Raw genomic sequence first — 17063 nt, 5'->3', positions numbered from 1 at the left:
ACAGGGAGTCCCCGAGCTGGGCGTGTGGCGTGGTCAGGGGATCAGCAGCCTCCCGGTGCGCGGCGGTATCGCGGCGAGGGGTTCATCGACGCCGGGCGGGGTCACCAGCGGGGCCTCCTCGTCCGTCCAGTTCACCACGACGGTCGCCCGACGGCCGTCCCGGAGCACGCCGGAGCGGCTGACCAGTCCGGGCACGGACTTCTGCCAGGGCGACGCGGACCGGTGCGCGTCGGCGTCCAGGAGGGCGACGACGGCCGCGCGAGTGCTGTCGTCCGCGGAGACGCCGTAGTGGAGTCCGGGGTGGGTGGCGATGGTGATGGCGGTGCCTTCACCCACCTGATGGAGAGTCACCGCGGGGCCGCCGTCGGTGAACCGGCCGACCGTGACGGCCGTTCCCTCGCGCAGCGAGTCGCGTTGCCACCGTCCGGCCAGGGTCGTTCCCGAGTCGAGCCGGATCGTCGACACGGTGCGCGCGTCGGGCTCGATCTGGGTGATGCCGAACAACGTGCCGAGCAGACCGGGGGGCACGACGGGCCGGCGGCGGCCGAGCCTGTCGTACTCTCCCGCCCCGGCCTCGGCGACCAGTGTGCCTCCGCGTTCGACGAAGGCGTGGAGCCGGTCGGCCAACTCGTCGGAGGACGTCGACGGCATGGGCCACAGGAGGGACGTGAGGTGGTCCGGAACACCGTCGCGTTCCACCAGGTCCTCGTGGAGGAGTTCGACGGGGGTGTTGTTGTCGATGAGCAGCCGGTAGGCGCCCAGGACGGCGTCCCGGTAGAGGTCCATCGTGCGGTCGGTGGCGTACGCGTGCAGGGCGGACCTGCGGGAGAGCAGCAGTCCGCAGGAGGGTCGGTCGGGCTGCCAGCCGTCGAGCAGGGCCACGTCGGGGTCGGTGGCCACGTCGCGCACGGCCGCCACGCGGTCGGTGAACGCCCCGTCGGGCGCGCACAGTCCGTATCCGGGAGCCTCGGGGCCCGTCAGTTCCGGCCGCCACTGCCAGAACATGATGCCGGTCGCGCCACTGGCCAGGGCGTTCCACATCCACAGCGAGACCGTGGACGGGTCCGGGTGCGGCGTACTGCGCACACCGTCACGGCGGCCTCGGCCGCCTTGCAGTTCGGCCTGCCAGAAGGGTTTTCCCGCCGCCGCGTCGCGGGCGGTGTCCAGGTTGAACAGGTGCTCCACGTGGTCGTCGGCCATCAGCCAGGTGGGAAAGCTCGATGTTCCGAAGAGGTCGACGGAGTCGGTGAGGGTGAATTCGTCGAGGGTGTGGGTGGCGAGTTGCCCGGTGAATCCGCTGAGGGCGACATGTGTCATGACCGGGTGGGCGGTGTCGGCCCTCCTGACCGCAGCCTGGCGGCGGTCGAGCCATGTGCGCAGGTTGTCGAACCAGAAGGCGCGCCAGTCGAGCATGTCGGGAACGGACTCGTGGCGGCGTGGGGCGTCGACCTCCTCCCAGGCGGAGTGGCGGCGCTGCCAGGCGCGGTTGAGATCGTCCAGGGACGTGTAGCGGGTGCGCAGCCATGCGCGGAAGACCTTGAGCGAGGCCGGGCAGTAGCAGTAGATCCGCTCGGGGTGGTACGAGGCCGGCTCCAGGTGCGGCTCGTTCCACACGTCCCAGACGCGCAGTGCCGGGTGGTCCCGGTAGCGGGTGGTCAGCTCGGTCAGGAAGGACCGTGCCTGCTCCCAGACGGATTCGTTGTCGAAGCACAGTCCTGGCCAGCCGCCACCCGGGGTGTTCATGGCGGCGCCGAGCGGTACCGGCCTGTCCTCGGAGTCCAGGTAGCGGGCCCGGGGGTATGACCGTTCGAGGCGGTAGGGGGCGTTTTCGAGGATGGTGTTGACGACCACGCCCAGGTCGTTGCGGGCGGCCAGGTCCATCAGCTCGTCCAGGTCGGCGAAGTCGACCGTGCCCTCGTGCGGGGCCATCCAGCTCCAACAGGCCCAGAACTTGACGGTGTTGAGGCCCGCCTCGCGCATCCGGCCCAAGTCCCGTGCCCAGTCCTGCCGAGGCGGGTTCGGGGGGCGGTAGTACTGCGCACCGATGGTGATCATCCTTTGACGGCTCCTAGTGTCAGTCCGCGGACCAGGAATCGCTGGGCCGCGAGGCCGAGGACAAAAATGGGGATCAGGGCGATGACGGCGGCGGCCGAACTCCCGCCCCAGTCGATCGAGACGGAGCCGACGAAGCCGGCGACGCCGATGGGAGCGGTCTGGGTCCGGTCGGAGGAGAGGACCAGGGCGAAGAGGAACTCGTTCCACGAGAAGATCAGGCAGAGCATGGCGGTCGCCGCTATACCCGGCGTCACCAGCGGCAGGGCTATCCGGTGGAACGCGCCGAACCGGGTGGAGCCGTCGACCTGGGCGGCCTCCTCCAGATCCGTCGGAAGGTCCTCGAAGAAGCTGCGCATCATCCAGATCACGATCGGCAGGTTGAAGGTGGTGTGGGCGGCGATGAGCGCCCAGTACGTGCCGAGCATCCGCAGGTTCTGGAAGATGACGAACATGGGGACGACGAGTGCCACCGCCGGCGCCATGCGGGTGAACAGGACGGCGCGTGCCCACCATTCGCGGCCCGGTAGCGGGAGTCGCGCCAGCGCGTACGCGCCGGGCACGCCTATCAGCAGGGAGAGCGCGGTACTGCCCGCGGCCACCAGGGTGCTGTTGGCCAGGTAGTGCACGAAGTCGAGTTCTCCGAACACATGCCGGTAGTTGGCGAGCGTCGGGGAGAAGGTCACGTCGGGTGTGGAGGTGAAGATGTCCTTGGGTCGTTTGAAGGAGTTCAGGGCCACCATCAGGATCGGCACCAGGACCCACACCAGGAACAGTGCCACGAGCACCCGGTACGCCACGCGCCACGGATCGCGCCATACGGCCCCTCGCCCGCTCATGCCGCCACCTCGTCCCGTGTGCGGAGCAGCCGCAGGTAGAAGGCGCTGATCACGGCGATCGTCACGAGGATGAACACGCTGAGGGCCATCGCGTACCCCATGTCGAAGAAGGAGAAGCCGGTTCTGTACGTGTAGAGGCCGAGGGTGTTGGTGGACGTGCCCGGGCCGCCCTTGGTGAGGACGAAGACGGTGTCGAAGATCCGGTAGGTGTCCATCGTGCGGAACAGCAGGATCAGCAGGAGTTGGGGCCCCAGCGCCGGGATGACCACGTGGCGCAGGACCTTCCAGCGTCCGGCGCCGTCGACGCGCGCCGCCTCGAAGCGCTCCTCGGGGATGGCGAGCATGCCCGCGTGGAGGATGAGGATCACGAACGGGGTCCACTGCCAGACGTCGACCATCATCAGGGACGGCAGGGCCAGCCGCGGACTGCCGAACCAGTCGATGCCGCTGTCGTGGCCGAACACGCTCATGACCTGGCTCACGATCCCGAACTGCGGGTCGAGCAGGTACCGCCACAGCAGGGACGTCACGACGGGTGCGATGATCATGGGCAGCAGGACGATGGAGTGCGTGAGCTTCCGGCCCCGGGTGAGGTCGAAGAGCGCGACGACCACCACGAAGCCCAGCAGCAGTTCGGCCGCGACGCAGCCCACGACGTAGAGCGCGGTGTGGGACAGCGCGGTGCGCAGTTGTCCGTCGTGGAAGAGGTGGGTGAAGTTGTCCAGCCCGGTGAAGGGCTTGGTCAGGTCGATCTCGGTCAACTGCCAGCGGAAAAGGGCGAGACAGACCGAGTAGCCCACCGGTACGAGGATCAGTGCGCACAGCAGCACGGCTGTGGGAGCGATCATGACGTAACCGAGTGCGGGGGCGCCGGCCGGTCCGCCCCGGCCGGTGGAGCGGTCGTTGCGTTTCACGGGTGCCATTCCCTTCAGCTCCCCTGGGCGGAGGTCATGGCGTGCCGCAGGGCACGGACCGTGGCCGGGACGGAGCTGTCGCCGGAGATCGCGTTCTGGACGGCGACCTCGATGTCGTTCTGCGCCTGGGGCCACCACGGCAGATTGGGCTGTGGCCGGGCGTTGCCCAGTGCCTTGTTCAGGGCGGGGAGGAAGGGGAGGTCCGCCGCGAGTTCCTCGGCCTGGTAGAAGTCCTTCGTCGCGCCGGCCGTGCCCGACTCTCGGGCGATGACGGACTGCTGGGCGGTGTCGGTGTACCAGCGCAGGAAGGAGTAGGCGGCGTCCTTGTGTCCGGAGCGTGCCGCGATGCACCACATCCAGTAGATGAGTTCACCCCCCGGGCGGTCGGCGGTGTAGGCGATCGGGAGGTATCCCCAGCGTCCGGCCGTACGGGACTTGGCCGGGTCCTCCAGCGCTTGCAGGGAAGGGGTGGTGCTCACCACCATCGCGGCCCGGCCCTGTGCGGCGAGGGTGGCGACGTCGTCGACGGCGACGTTGAACAGCCCCTTGGGGGTGTACTTCGCCGCTTCGACGTAGAAGTTCACGGCGGCGGTCGCGGCGGCGGTGTCGAGTGACGGCTGTTCGTCCTCGTCGAACCACCAGGTGTCCTGGGCGGCCAGGAGGGTCGCCATCACGTCGGCGACGGCACCGGTGGCCTTGCCCGGAAGGGTGATGCCCGCCATTCCGTTCTTGCCGTTCAGCGTCCTGGCGGCGGTCAGGATCTCGGGGACGGTTCCCAGCGCGGTGATGCCTGCGGCTTCGAGGACGTCGGTGCGGTAGGCGACCACGATCGTGGAGACGAAGTCGGGAAGGCCGTAGTGCCTGCCGTCGTGCAGGCTCTGGGCCAGCACGTTGGGCACGTAGGAGGAGGACCCCCGGCCCCGCGGGTTGCGCCTGGGGTCGTCGAGCATCGAGTCGATGGGGGCCAGCAGTTCGGCCCTGGCGAACTCGCGCAGCGAACTGGGGTGGAGATAGAGGATGTCGTAGTCGCCGGCGCCGACGAGGGACAGCACCTGCTTGTCGTGGAGGTTCTCGTAGGGGACGGCACTGATGTTGATGTGGCCGCCCGTGACACGGCCCCAGCGGGCGGCGGCCTTCTGCTGGGCGCTCGTCCACGGGTCGCCCGACCAGCGTGACAGGGTGAGGCGCTGACCGGTGAACCGGCCGATCGGATCACCCGGCGCAGCGGGAGCCGCATGGGGACGTGAGGAGCCGTCGGCGCTGCCGCCACAGCCTGGGACCAGGGCCATCGCACCGGCGGCCGCGGCGCCGGCGAGGAAATCACGACGGCCGACGTTCATCGGCTCTGCTCGTTCATGTGCGGTCATCCTCCGAGGGTCGGGCGGGCCCGGCGGCTTCCATGTGCCGCCGGACCCGCCTGAATTCATCCGGTGGTCCGTGTCGGCACGGCGACGGCGTGCGGGGACTGCGGTGTGCCGCCTTCCGCGGCCGAGCGGTAGCCGGCCTCGATGACCTCCAGGCACGCCACCCCGTCGTCGAGGGTGGGCCCGTAGGGACGCCGGTCGGCCAGATAGCGCGCGATGTACGAGGCGACCTCGCGCTTGTAGTGGTGGACGTGCGGGGCCCAACCCGTGTAGTCGTGGGGCTCGTTCGCCGCCGGCTCGATGTGGGGGACGGTCCAGCCTCGGTACAGCTCCGGCTCGCCGGCCCGGTAGACCTCCACCCGGGGGAACGGATCGGTGGCCCGCACGACCAGGCTGCCGCCGGTTCCGTAGATCTCCAGCCAGTTGCGCATGCCGATGTCGGCGGTCATGCTCCAGACGGTCGACATCTCACCGAGCGCCCCGTTCTCGAAGCGCAGCGTGACCGCCGCCACGTCCTCGCCCCGGAGGCCGGGTTTGGCCCGGTTGGCGGTCATCGCCGAGACCGTACGGATGTCGCCGACCAGCCAGCGCAGCAGGTCGATGCCGTGCGAGCCCTCGTCGATCCAGGCTCCGCCGCCCCCGAGTTCGGGGTCGCTCATCCACGCGGCCATGTCCGGGGGGCAGCCGATCTCGGCGATGCCCGCCAGGCCGATCAGGCTGCGGGTCAGCAGCACGTCGCCGAGCGTCCCGCTGTCGACGATGGCCTTGGCCCGGTGAGCCTCCTGGCTGAAGCGGCTGACGAAGGCGGCGGTGCCGTCGACCCCCGCCTCGCGCACGGCATCGGCCATGGCTCGCGCGTCCTGCACACGGGTGGCGACGGGCTTCTCGCAGAAGACGTGTTTGCCGGCCCGTGCGGCGCCCACGACCTGGTCGACATGGCGCGCGTTCTCCGAGTGGACCATCACGATGTCGATGTCGTCGCGTGCTACGAGCTCACGCCAGTCGGTGGTGAAGTCGTCGACGCCCCAGCGCCGTGCGGCGGCACGGCCGCGCTCCTCGTCCTCGTCCGCGATGGCGACGATCCGCGCGCCGGGGATCTCGCTGAGGGCACGGGCGCGGAACTCCGCGTGCACATGCGCCCAGCTGATCATCCCTATGCGTGCTCCGGTGCGGGTCATGATGCGGTGCTCTCCTTCTTGCCGTCGACGGGAGCGCTCGGGGTACGGTCCGGTGCGATGGTCTGACGGATGCCGGTACGGGCGGCCTCGGTCGCCGCTTCCACGACGGCGAGCACCCGCAGACCGACCTCGCCCTCGGACAGGGACGGTTCTCCGGTGCGGAGGCAGTCGACGAAGTGGCGCAGCATGTTCAGGTGTCCGTCGGCCACCAGCCCGGGAATGGGCAGCGGGAAGCTCCAGTCGGATGAGGAGCCGCCGGGAACGCTGTCGCTGACGACCTGGAGCGGTTGCCGGTGCAGATTGTCGATGAGGACACGGCCCTTGGTTCCGAACACCTCGAACCGCGAGTCCATGGCCCCGGTCAGGCTCCAGCTGTCCTCGCACTGGCCGATGACACCGTTGGTGAAGCGGAGGGTCACGACCGCGGTGTCCTCGGCGGACGTGCGGTCGCCCCAGACGTACGTCCCGGTGTCGGCGTAGACGGTGCTGACCCGGCCGCCGGCGAAGTAGCGGCAGAACTCCATGCTGTGCACCGCCATGTCGATCAGTGCGCCGCCCCCGCTGGTCTCCGGATCGAAGAACCAGTCCGAGTGCGGGGCGGCGATCCCTTCGCACGCCTTCACCCGGAAGACGTCGCCGATGCGGCCGGAGTCGACGATCTCCTTGGCCTGCCGCACGGCGGGGATGAAGGGCACGTTCTCGGCGTACAGCAGTCGGGTGCCGGCCTCCCGCGCGGCCGAGAGCATCGCCTCGGCCTCGGACACCGACCGGGCGAGCGGTTTGATGCAGATGACGTCCTTGCCGTGCCGGGCGGCCGCGATGGCGGCGGGGGCGTGGACGGCGGGTGGGGCGACGATGTCGACGACGTCGATCTCGCACTCGCGCAGGGCGGTCTCCAGATCGGTGTACCAGTGCTCGACACCGAACTCCGCGGCCACCCGCGCCGCGGACTCCTTCGACGCGGCCACCACGCAGGTCACCTCGACGTCGCCGAGCAGTCGCAGGGCGGGCAGGTGCATCGCGCGTGCCCACATGCCGGCGCCGACGACACAGACGCGGGTGGTCACAGCGTCACCGTCCGCTTCTCGTCGAGGGAGCGCTGGGCGGCGAGCACCAGAGCCAGCGCGTCACGGGCCTCGGCCGGGGTGGCGGCGGCGCTTCCGTCGGCGCGGCCCGCGACGCGGTCCACGAAGTACTGCTGTTCGCCGGTGTATCCGTAGTCCCAGACCAGGTCCGGGAAGGCCCAGCCCGAGGCGCCGCCCGACGCGGCGACGGCTCTCGGGGTGCGGAACGCCCTCATGGTCTGGCTCTGCACGAGGTCCACTCCCAGTCGGCCCTCGGTGCCGTAGACGTCGACGGTGAAGTTGCCGTGCCCGGCGGTCCACGAGACGTAGAGGCTGGAGACCGCGCCGTTGGTGTGCTTGATCAGGACGGTCGCGTTGTCCGGGCTGTTGTACCGCTTGGCGCCGTCCAGGACGTACGCGCCGCCCTCGGTGTGCACGCTCTGCGCCGGGCCGAACAGCCAGAGGATCAACTCGCCGAAGTGCACGAGTGTGTCGAGGATGACGCCGCCGCCCTTGGCCGGGTCGTAGAACCACTCGTTGGTGGGCTCCCAGCCGAACACCGCCGCCTGCGCCGCCACCGGGTCGCCGAGCGCGCCCGACGCGAGTTGCTGCCGCAGCTGGGCCATGGGTGGTGTGAAACGGAGCATGAAGCCGTGCTGGAGTATCTGCGGCCGGTCCGCCGCGTGCGCGACGACACGGTCGGCCTCGGACAGGGTCAGCGCGATCGGCTTCTGGCAGAAGACGTGCTTGCCCGCCTCCAGCGCGGCGATCGTCTGGTCGGGATGCAGTGCGTTGGGCGAGGCGACGAGGACCGCGTCGATGGTGTCGTCGGCGAGGAGGGCGTCCAGGTCGGGCGCCACCTTCAGGGAGAAGTCCTCGGCGAGGGCGTCCGCCGCCGCCGTGACCGGGTCGGTGCAGGCGGTCAGGCGTCCGCCGTGGACACGCTCGTAGGCGGCGGCGTGCACACGGGCTATGCGGCCGGCGCCGACCAGTGCGACCGAGACGTCCTTGCTCATCCGGCTGCCCCCTGCTCCGTACCGGGGGTGAACGGGAAGGAGACGTGACGGCCTTCGCGTGCGGACTCGTAGGCGGCGAGGATCATCTCCAGCGCCCTGCGGCCGTCCTCGGCGTCGGGCACCGGCGGTGTGTCGTTGCGGATGGAGTCGGCGAACGCGACCAGGAGATCGCGGTAGCAGGCCTCATAGCGCTCCTCGCCGACCAGGTCGAGGTACTGGCGGCCCTCCCAGGGGGAGACCGTTCCCTGGATCTCGATCTGCGGGCTCTTCTGGTAGTGCAGTTCGACCTCCCCGCGGGTGCCGCTGAGGGAGGCGTGGTCGGGGCTGGAGAGCGGGCCGAAGTAGTCGGCCGCGTGCCAGGTCGACTCGACCGTGACGATCGCGCCGTTCTCCAGGGTGTACGTCGCGATCCCGTAGTCCTCCACGGGGAGGTCGGGGTAGGTCAGATCGCCGATGTGCGCGCTGACCTTCACCGGTTCGCTCTTGAAGAACCAGCGGAAGAAGTCGGTGAAGTGCACGCCGTGATCGAGGAATCCACCGCCGCCGCCCTTGACCGGATCGGCGTACCAGCCCTGGCTTTCGGCGCCCGGGTGGTCCTTGATCGCGCCGACGGGGAAGCGGATCGAGTAGAAGCCGGACCGCAGTTCGCCGACCGCGCCGTTCTCCACCGCGTTGTACGCCTTGCGGTAGACGGGGAGGTAACGCAGCAGGTAGGCCAGCATGACCTTGACCTGCCGGCCCGCGGCGACGATCCGGTCGGCGTCCTCCAGGGTCGTGGAGATCGGCTTGTCGAGCAGCACGTGCTTGCCGTGACGGGCCGCCAGTTCCACGTGGTCGGCGTGGGCGGAGGTGTACGAGGTGACGATCACCGCGTCGATGTCGTCCCGGCCGATGAGCTCCGCGTAGTCGGCCGTCCAGTCCCCGCCGCAGTACTCGGCGGCGAAGCCCTTGGCCAGGTCCTCCCGCTCGTCGGCGACGGCGACCAGCGTCATGCCGTCGAGGCCGCGCCGCAGGAAGTCCGCGAAGGGGTAGGCGTGGTAGTGGTTGTGCAGCCCCACGATGCCTATGCGTAATGGCTTCAACGAAGAATCCTTCCATAGAGCTGATTTGCAGCAGGTCAGACCCATGAAATGTACGCAACCGTTTGAGCGCGTAGGGATTTTTTACCTCAGCGAAACGAGCCGCACAAGACGCTCGACGCGTTGGGTTACCAGCTCGTCGGGGTGACTCTGGGGGCTGCGATACAGTTGGTGAGCAAACGGTTGAGTGAACTCCATACAAGGTGGGATCGCGTGCGTGAGAAGACCGCACAGGCTGCGGGGGGCGCGGGCGCCGGCAGCCCGACCATCAAGGACATCGCGGAGCTGGCGGGGGTCACGGCGGGGACCGTCTCCCGGGTCGTCAACGGCCGACCAGGCGTCGGGGCGGCGACCCGCGCGCGGATCGAGAAGCTCGTCGCCGAGCACGGTTACCGCATCAACTCCAGCGCGCGCCAACTCTCCACGGGCCGCAGCCACACGATCGCCATGGTCTTCCCGCAGCACGCGTCGGAAGTGGTGATGCACCCCGTCTATCCGGAGCTGCTCGGCGCGGTGGGCGACGCGGCCGAGGCCGCCGACCACGACCTGCTGCTGGTCACCGTGGCGGCGCCCGACAAGCTGGAGCGGGCCGTCGACGCCATGATCCGGCGCCGTATCGACGGGGCGATCCTGCCCGCCGCGGGTTCGCGCGACCGGGTGCGCACCGCGCTGTCCAAGGCCAGGATCCCCACCGTGACCATAGGCCACCGCACCACGGTCAGCGGGAGCGCATGGGTCGACACCACCCACGACCTGGCCGCGGAGGAACTGACCGCACGACTCATCCGGGCGGGATACCGGCGGCTGCACATGCTGAACGGCCCGGAGCACGTGTCGGCGTGCGTACTGCGCTCGCGCGGTTTCTGGCGGGCCGTCGAGGACGCCGGGGGCGCGGTCGAGGATGCCGGGAGCGCGGTCAAGGACGACGGGAGCACGGTCGAGGCAGCCGGGGGCACGGTCGAGGCCGCGGAGGAATCACACGTGCCGTTCGACACCGCCCCGGCACGGGACGCGGCGCTCGATCTGCTGTCCGCACGCCTGCGACCGACCGCCGTCGTCGCCGGCTCGGACCTGATCGCCTCCGCCGTGCTGGACGCCGCCCGGCAACTGTCCCTGCGCGTTCCGGAGGACCTGGCGGTGACCGGCTTCGACGACCAGACGCTCGCCCGGCACACCACGCCCCAACTCACCACGGTGCGGGCGCCCTTGCGCGAGATCGGCGCCGCGGCGGTACGGATCCTGCTGGCCGAGATCGGCAACACGTCGGACCGACGGCGAAGGATTCTCCTGCCGGCCGAGGTCGTCGTCCGCCAGTCGACGCCACCGGGCTACTGAGCGGTCGCGGTCGGGCACAAATAACAGGACTTATATAAGCACTGTTACGATGTGTCTCATGGCCGACGATCGAGCACTCGACCCGACACAGCAGAGCCTCTGGCGCCCCCTCCGTCTGCTCCAGGCGTCCTTGGACGCCGACATCGCCCAGGTCTACTCCGAGCAGCAGGTCGACGGGCTCAAGCCCAGCTTCGTCATGGAGCTGCTCCGACTCCACGCCCGTGGCCCCATGACCATCGCGGAACTGGCCGAGTCGGTCCAGCGCACGCATTCGGCGCTCAGTCAGAAAGTCGCCGCGATGCGCAAGGCCGGCTGGGTCCAGACCGTCGTGGGCGACGACGCACGCACCAGGAAGGTGACGCTCACCGACAAGGCTCGCGATGTCGTCGGTCGCCTGGCGGCCGAATGGCGGGCCACCGAGGCCGCCCTCGCCGACCTGGAGGCCGAGATCCCCTACCCGCTCTCCCAGGTCGTCACCGATATCGAACGGGCCCTGGAGCACAGGAGTTTCCACGACCGGATCGCCGAGAAACTGGCCGAGGATCCCGCGTGGGGATGAGACACACGCTGATCGACGTGACGCCGTTACGGTCGTCACCGCCGTTCCGGCGTTTGTGGATCGGCCAGACCCTGTCCGGTTTCGGCGGCCAGATGACACTCGTCGCCGTGATGTTCCAGGTCTGGCAGACGACGAGGAGCACCACGTGGACGGGCGCCGTCGGGCTGGCACAAGCGATTCCCCTCGTCGTGCTGGGCCTGTTCGCCGGATCGCTCGTCGACCGAGTGGACCGCCGCAGGTTCTATCTGCTCACGACCACGGGCCAGGCCGGGTGTTCGCTCCTCCTCGCACTCCAGGGCTTCCTCGGGCACGCTCCTGTCGCCGGTGTACTCGGGCTCGTCGCGCTCCAGTCCTGCTTCGGCGCGGGCGGCGGCCCCGCCTCACGCACCTTCATTCCGCACCTCCTGCCCAAGCACCAACTGGCCGCAGGACTGGCGCTGAGACGGATCGCGTTCCAGGGCGCCATGCTGCTCGGGCCCGCGCTGAGCGGAGTGATCGTGGGAGGGCCGGGAGTCGGCGCCTGCTATCTGATCGACGCCCTGACCTTCATCGCCGCGCTCCACGGTGCGTTCGGCTTGCCGCGGATGAACCCCGGGGACGAGCCCGCGCGGCCCGGCTTGCGCGGGGTGCTGGACGGTCTGGCCTTCCTGGCCCGCACCCCCGTCATCCGTGGGGCCCTGCTCACCGACGTGGCCACCACCGTGCTGTCGATGCCCCTCAGCCTGTTCCCCCTGATCAACGCCGAACGATTCGGCGACAACCCCCGAACCCTTGGTCTGTTCCTCACGGCCATCGCCGTCGGTGGTGTTGCCGCGTCGCTCTTCTCCGCGACGTTCACCCGGTTCCCCCGCCCCGGCCTGGTCATGCTCGGCGGATCGGCAACGTGGGGCGCGTCGTTGACGCTGTTCGGCTTCTCGCCCAACCCTTGGGCCGGTCTGGCCTTCCTCGCCATGGCCGGCGCCGCCGACACCGTCTCCGTCGTCTCCCGGAGCACCGTCGTCCAGATGCACACCCCGCACGATCTGCTCGGCCGCGTCAGCGCCGCTGAACAGATCGTCGGGCAGGCCGGCCCCGACATCGGCAACATGCGCGGCGGACTCGTCGCAGACGCCACCTCGGGAGCGGCAGCCCTCATCAGCGGTGGCCTGCTGTGCCTCGGCTCCGTTCTCGCGGTGGGCATGACGACGGCAGACCTGCGGAGGTCCTCCGCGGCGTCCTGTCCCGACACAGCCGCAGTGGGCCCATGAGCCGGCGAGAACGACCCGAGATGGGTGTCGCCGGTCCGGAGCGGGATCGGCCGGGGCCGGCGGGTGCCGGGTGAGAAGACGATCACTCTTCGGGAAGGACGCGCCGGACGGGGGCGCTCCGACGCCGAAGACTGACGGGCCGACCCCGCCACTGATCATGTTGATGCATTGCTCTTGTTGTTGCAAGCTATTCGCAATAGTGGCTTAGGGTGTTCCAGACGATCACTCACCCGGAAAGGGGACGTGCCTGATGGGCACCTACGCGCTTCCCGACCTGCCCTACGACTACGCCGCGCTGGAACCGGCCATCACCGGGCAGATCCTGGAACTGCACCACGCCAAGCACCACGCCGCCTACGTCAAGGGCGCCAACGACACCCTCGAACAGATCGCCGAAGTCCGCGACAAGGACCAGATCACGCCCACCTCGCTGGTCGGCCTGGAGAAGACCTTCGCCTTCAACCTCTCCGGCCACGTCCTGCACTCGATCTTCTGGCAGAACCTCTCCCCCGACGGCGGCGACCGTCCCGACGGCGCCCTCGGCGACGCCATCGACGAACACCTCGGCGGCTTCGAGCAGTTCAAAAAGCAGCTCACCGTCGCCACCAGCGGCGTCCAGGGCTCCGGCTGGGGCGTACTCGCCTGGGAACCCCTCGGCAAGCGCCTGATCGTGGAACAGGTCTACGACCACCACGGCAACGTCGGCCAGGGCAGCACCCCGCTGCTGGTCTTCGACGCCTGGGAGCACGCCTACTACCTGCAGTACAAGAACGTCCGCCCCGACTACGTCACCAAACTCTGGGACCTCGTCAACTGGGAAGACGTCGCCGCCCGGTTCACCAAGGCGGCCAACGTCTGACCGGCAGTACCACAGAACCACAACGGGCCGGGAAGCCCCAACGCCTCCCGGCCCGCCCCACGACACCGGGCAGAGGTACTGAAAGCAGAGGTACTGAAAGCCGAGGTCGTCATCGCTTGCCATTCAGGACAGGAGCTGACCCAACTCACGCCTAACATCGCTGCCTCCCACCGACATCAGCGAGAGGACCGAGATGCCCGAGCAGACCAGCGCCGCGCCCGAGGGCTACACCACCGTTGCGCCCTGGGTCGTCACCGACGACACGGGGGCCTTCCTCGACTTCGTGGCCCAGGCGTTCGGCGGTGAGGAACTGGGGCGGGTGTCGACCGAGGACGGCTTGATCGGTCACGGTGAGATCCGAGTCGGCGACACCGTCGTGTTGGCCTTCGACCGACACGCGGACTGGCCCGTCATGCCGAGCCTGCTGCGCGTTTTCGTCGCCGACGCGGACGAGGCGTTCTCACAGGCCGTCGCGGCCGGCGGCCATGTCGTCACTCCCCTCGCCGACGACGCCTTCGGGCAGCGCGGAGGGCGTATCAAGGACCCCTTCGGCAACATCTGGTGGGTGGTCGGCCGCGTTGAGGACGTCTCCGAGGGTGAGATGTGGAAGCGGCTGCAGGATCCCGTGTACGCCGAGGTCATGCGCGTGGCCCAGGAGACCCTCGACGCCGAGCTCAGCGGTCGAGACCACGGGCGCAGCAGTGCACCCGTCAGGACAACCAGCTGACCCAGGTGTCGGGGTTCGTATGCGTCAGGCCGGTGGTCGTACTCACCATGGGTGCACCCTGGGTGGCTACGACCTCTCGCACACCGCGGTTTCTCGTCGGCCGGCGAACACTGGACGGGCCTGTCGTCCCTTACTCGATCGCACCGCGCTTGGTACGTATCAGCGCTGCTCAGTGCCGTACGCGAGGAGGCTTTCGGCGGTGTCGGCGATGGAGTCCTCGACGGGGCGCGCCTTCCACCCCAGGAGCCGTTCTGCCTTGGCTCCGGTGGCGTCGAAGTCCTGGCCGAGCTGGGGTCGAATCAAGCGCAGGTGCGGGTTGAACCGGCTGAGCAGGCGGGCGATCGGCAGCGGCAGCTCACGGGTCGGTGCCTTCGCGGCACGGTCGCCGAGACGCGCGCGCAGGATACGGGCGACCTCCACCATGCGCAGGCTCGGACCCGCGGAGGCCAGCCAACGCTCACCGGCTGCCGCCGGGTCGGTCATGGCCCGCAGATGGAGGTCGGCGACGTCGCGGACGTCGACCCAACTGCTGCCGAACGGCGGGCAGACGGGCACGTCCCCGTTCAGCATGCTGCTGATGGTGCGCAGCGAGGGCGGGTCGTCGGGGCCGAGAACCGGACCGAGCACCCCGACCGGGTGCACGGCCGCGAGTTCGAGGCCGTTGCCCTCCTCTGCGATGAACTTCCAGGCGGCACGCTCGGCGAGGGTCTTGGACCGCTGGTACGGCGGGATGTCGGCGTCGACGTTGGTCCAGTCCTCCTCGGTGAAGGGAGTGGAGCGGCGCGGGTGGCCGTATCCGATCGCGCCGAAGGCGCTGGTGAGCACCACCCGCCGTACCCCCGCGTCGCGGGCGGCGCGCAGGACACGCAGCACACCGTCTCGGGCGGCGGCCACCATCGCCTGCTCGCTCTCCGGTGCGGTGCGCAGGGTCGGGGAGGCGACGTGGAGGACGTAGTCGCATCCAGCGACTGCCTCTGCCCAGCCGTCGTCGCTCTGCAGGTCGGCCCTGACGACCGTCAGACGTGCGTCGTCGAACTGCTCGGCGGCGTGCAGTTGTTGCCGCAGAGCGGGCTCGCGCCGCAGGTTGCGTACGGTGGTGCGCACGTCGTGGCCGGCTTGGAGCAGGGTGAGGACGCACCAGCTTCCGATGAATCCGGTCCCGCCGGTGACGAGTACCTGTGCCATTTCGGGGCTCCTTGGGTCTGGGGGTGGCCTGCGCGGCGTTCACACGCGGCAGGTCGATGCAGGTGGGGGTGACGAGTGCTGGGGCGTGACGTCCGGGCCGGTGGTGCCGAGCTCGACGTACCGCATGGGGGTGCCGTTCGGTTGTCGAGGCGTCCTAGGAGGCGGGCACGGCGGCTTCGCGGCGCAGCAGCAGGGCGGTGCTGAGGGCCGCGACGGCGAAGATGGCGGCCGAGGTCCAGTAGGCGGTGGTGTAGCCGTGGACGGCTGCTGCGGCCGACAGCGTGGCGGTGGACCGATGGTCGGAGACATGGCTGGTGAGGTAGCCGGCGGTGGCGGATGCGGCGATGGCGTTGAGGACGGCCACGCCGATCGAGCCGCCGACCTGCTGGAAGGTGCCGACCAGGGCGGAGCCGACGCCGGCGTCCTCGGGCAGCAGGCCGCGGGTGGACAGCGCCGTGCTGATGGGGAAGAACAGACCGAGGCCGAAACCGAGCACGATGATCGCCGGCAGCATGTCGGCGGCGTAGTTCGAGTTCGAGTCGAGACGCGTCAGCCACAGCACGGCGAGGGTCGCGAGGAGCAGCCCGGCGGGCATCACGGCCTTGGAGCCGAAGCGGCGGTTCAGGCGCGGCCCGAGGACGACTCCGGCGGTGATGAGGGCCACGGGCTGCGGCAGGAAGGCGACCCCCGTCTTCAACGCGCTCCACCCGAGGACGCCTTGCAGGTAGTAGGCGCTGAACAGCACTACGCCGAACAGGCTCGCGGTGCCCACGAAGATGCCGACGAGACCGCCGACGCGGTCGCGGTCGCGCAGCACGCGCAGCGGCAGCAGCGGGTGGGCGACCCGGGACTGGAGGAGGACGAACAGGGCGAGCAGGACCGCACCCGCGATGAGCGGGGCGACGGTCCAGAAGTCACCCCAGTGGTGCTCGCCGGCGTTGGTGAAGCCGTAGACGATGCCGACGAGGCCGGCCGAGACGGTCAGGGTGCTCGGCAGGTCGATGCGGGCGACACCGGTACGCCCCCGAGGTGCGAGAAGGACGGCGAAGAGGATCGCGGGGATCGCGAAGAGGATGTTGATGTACATCGCCCAGCGCCAGGACAGGTACTCGGTGAGCACACCGCCGAGGATGAGGCCCACCGAGGCGCCGGCCACACCGATCGCGCCGAAGATGCCGAACGCGCGCGCCCGGTCGGGCCCGCTCGGGAAGGTCGTGGTCACCGTCGCCAGGGCCGCTGGCGCCAGCAGTGCGGCGAACACGCCCTGGACGGCGCGGGCGACGATCAGCACGGCGAAGGTCGGTGCCGCTCCTCCGACGGCGGAGGCGAGCATGAAGCCGATCAGGCCGATGACGAGCACGTTGCGCCGCCCGATCCGATCGGCCAGGCGTCCGCTGAGGAGCAGCAGGCCGGCGAAGGCGACCGTATAGGCGGTGAGCACCCAGGAACGGCTGGCCGCGCTGAAGCCGAGGTCGGCCTGCGCCGAGGGAAGGGCGATGTTCATGATCGTCGCGTCGAGCGTGACCATGATCTGCGCCAGCCCGAGGCCGGCGAGCAGCCACCAGCGACGAGCCGGCGCCGTGGCGACGCCTGCCGCGCTGTCGGCGGGAGCGGTGGTGTCTGTCATGCGAGGTCTTTCATCCAT

The 17063-nt window shown here is 69.7% G+C and carries 15 protein-coding genes; 5 read left to right on the top strand and 10 right to left on the bottom strand.

Going from position 1 to position 17063, the window contains the following annotated elements:
- Positions 1–33 precede the first annotated feature (33 nt).
- From AB0F77_RS27370 to AB0F77_RS27335, 8 genes are read right to left on the bottom strand one after another with little or no spacing between them, the layout of a single operon-like run.
- Positions 34–2055, bottom strand: coding sequence for a beta-galactosidase (locus AB0F77_RS27370; protein ID WP_361954080.1), 2022 nt, complete (start codon positions 2053–2055; stop codon positions 34–36).
- On the bottom strand, positions 2052–2891 hold the full coding sequence (locus tag AB0F77_RS27365) for a carbohydrate ABC transporter permease (RefSeq protein WP_361954077.1): 840 nt from the start codon (positions 2889–2891) through the stop codon (positions 2052–2054). The genes AB0F77_RS27370 and AB0F77_RS27365 overlap by 4 nt, the downstream gene beginning before the upstream one ends.
- The gene (locus AB0F77_RS27360) at positions 2888–3805 is read right to left on the bottom strand and encodes a sugar ABC transporter permease (RefSeq protein ID WP_361954074.1); all 918 of its coding nucleotides are present in this window, start codon (positions 3803–3805) and stop codon (positions 2888–2890) included. Before AB0F77_RS27360 ends, AB0F77_RS27365 begins: the two co-directional genes overlap by 4 nt.
- A gap of 14 nt (positions 3806–3819) precedes the next feature.
- Positions 3820–5172 (bottom strand): extracellular solute-binding protein, encoded by a 1353-nt coding sequence (locus AB0F77_RS27355; protein ID WP_361954071.1) that lies wholly within the window; start codon positions 5170–5172, stop codon positions 3820–3822.
- Positions 5173–5228: 56 nt separating this feature from the next.
- Positions 5229–6347 carry a Gfo/Idh/MocA family oxidoreductase gene (locus AB0F77_RS27350; protein WP_361954068.1) on the bottom strand — a complete coding sequence of 373 codons (1119 nt, stop codon included), beginning with the start codon at positions 6345–6347 and terminating at the stop codon, positions 5229–5231.
- Positions 6344–7414, bottom strand: a complete 1071-nt coding sequence (locus AB0F77_RS27345) for a Gfo/Idh/MocA family oxidoreductase (protein WP_361954065.1) — start codon at positions 7412–7414, stop codon at positions 6344–6346. Before AB0F77_RS27345 ends, AB0F77_RS27350 begins: the two co-directional genes overlap by 4 nt.
- On the bottom strand, positions 7411–8427 hold the full coding sequence (locus AB0F77_RS27340) for a Gfo/Idh/MocA family oxidoreductase (protein WP_361954062.1): 1017 nt from the start codon (positions 8425–8427) through the stop codon (positions 7411–7413). The genes AB0F77_RS27345 and AB0F77_RS27340 overlap by 4 nt, the downstream gene beginning before the upstream one ends.
- Positions 8424–9509, bottom strand: coding sequence for a Gfo/Idh/MocA family oxidoreductase (locus AB0F77_RS27335; protein ID WP_361954059.1), 1086 nt, complete (start codon positions 9507–9509; stop codon positions 8424–8426). The genes AB0F77_RS27340 and AB0F77_RS27335 overlap by 4 nt, the downstream gene beginning before the upstream one ends.
- 210 nt (positions 9510–9719) lie before the next feature.
- Between AB0F77_RS27335 and AB0F77_RS27330 the strand changes: the two genes are divergently transcribed.
- From AB0F77_RS27330 to AB0F77_RS27310, 5 genes are all read left to right on the top strand, one after another.
- Entirely contained in the window at positions 9720–10841 is a 1122-nt protein-coding gene (locus AB0F77_RS27330) for a LacI family DNA-binding transcriptional regulator (protein ID WP_361954056.1), read from the top strand.
- A gap of 58 nt (positions 10842–10899) precedes the next feature.
- The gene (locus AB0F77_RS27325; protein WP_361954053.1) at positions 10900–11400 is read left to right on the top strand and encodes a MarR family transcriptional regulator; all 501 of its coding nucleotides are present in this window, start codon (positions 10900–10902) and stop codon (positions 11398–11400) included.
- Entirely contained in the window at positions 11397–12647 is a 1251-nt protein-coding gene (locus tag AB0F77_RS27320; protein WP_361954050.1) for an MFS transporter, read from the top strand. The genes AB0F77_RS27325 and AB0F77_RS27320 overlap by 4 nt, the downstream gene beginning before the upstream one ends.
- A 250-nt stretch (positions 12648–12897) precedes the next feature.
- Complete coding sequence (locus AB0F77_RS27315) at positions 12898–13506, top strand: superoxide dismutase (protein WP_361954048.1); 609 nt, start codon at positions 12898–12900, stop codon at positions 13504–13506.
- A 193-nt stretch (positions 13507–13699) separates the two neighbouring features.
- Positions 13700–14233: a VOC family protein gene (locus AB0F77_RS27310; protein ID WP_361954045.1), complete on the top strand. Its 534-nt coding sequence runs from the start codon at positions 13700–13702 to the stop codon at positions 14231–14233.
- A 159-nt stretch (positions 14234–14392) separates the two neighbouring features.
- Here the strand turns inward: AB0F77_RS27310 and AB0F77_RS27305 are convergent, their stop codons facing one another.
- The gene (locus AB0F77_RS27305) at positions 14393–15418 is read right to left on the bottom strand and encodes an aldehyde reductase (protein ID WP_361954042.1); all 1026 of its coding nucleotides are present in this window, start codon (positions 15416–15418) and stop codon (positions 14393–14395) included.
- A 154-nt stretch (positions 15419–15572) separates the two neighbouring features.
- A complete protein-coding gene (locus AB0F77_RS27300) occupies positions 15573–17045 on the bottom strand; it encodes an MFS transporter (RefSeq protein WP_361954039.1) in 1473 nt (490 codons plus the stop codon).
- Positions 17046–17063 lie beyond the last annotated feature (18 nt).

The sequence above is a fragment of the Streptomyces sp. NPDC026672 genome (assembly GCF_040638185.1).
Classification (GTDB): Bacteria; Actinomycetota; Actinomycetes; order Streptomycetales; family Streptomycetaceae; genus Streptomyces.
The sequence above is the reverse complement of the archived record's forward strand: the minus strand, read 5'-3'. Positions and strand labels throughout refer to the sequence as shown.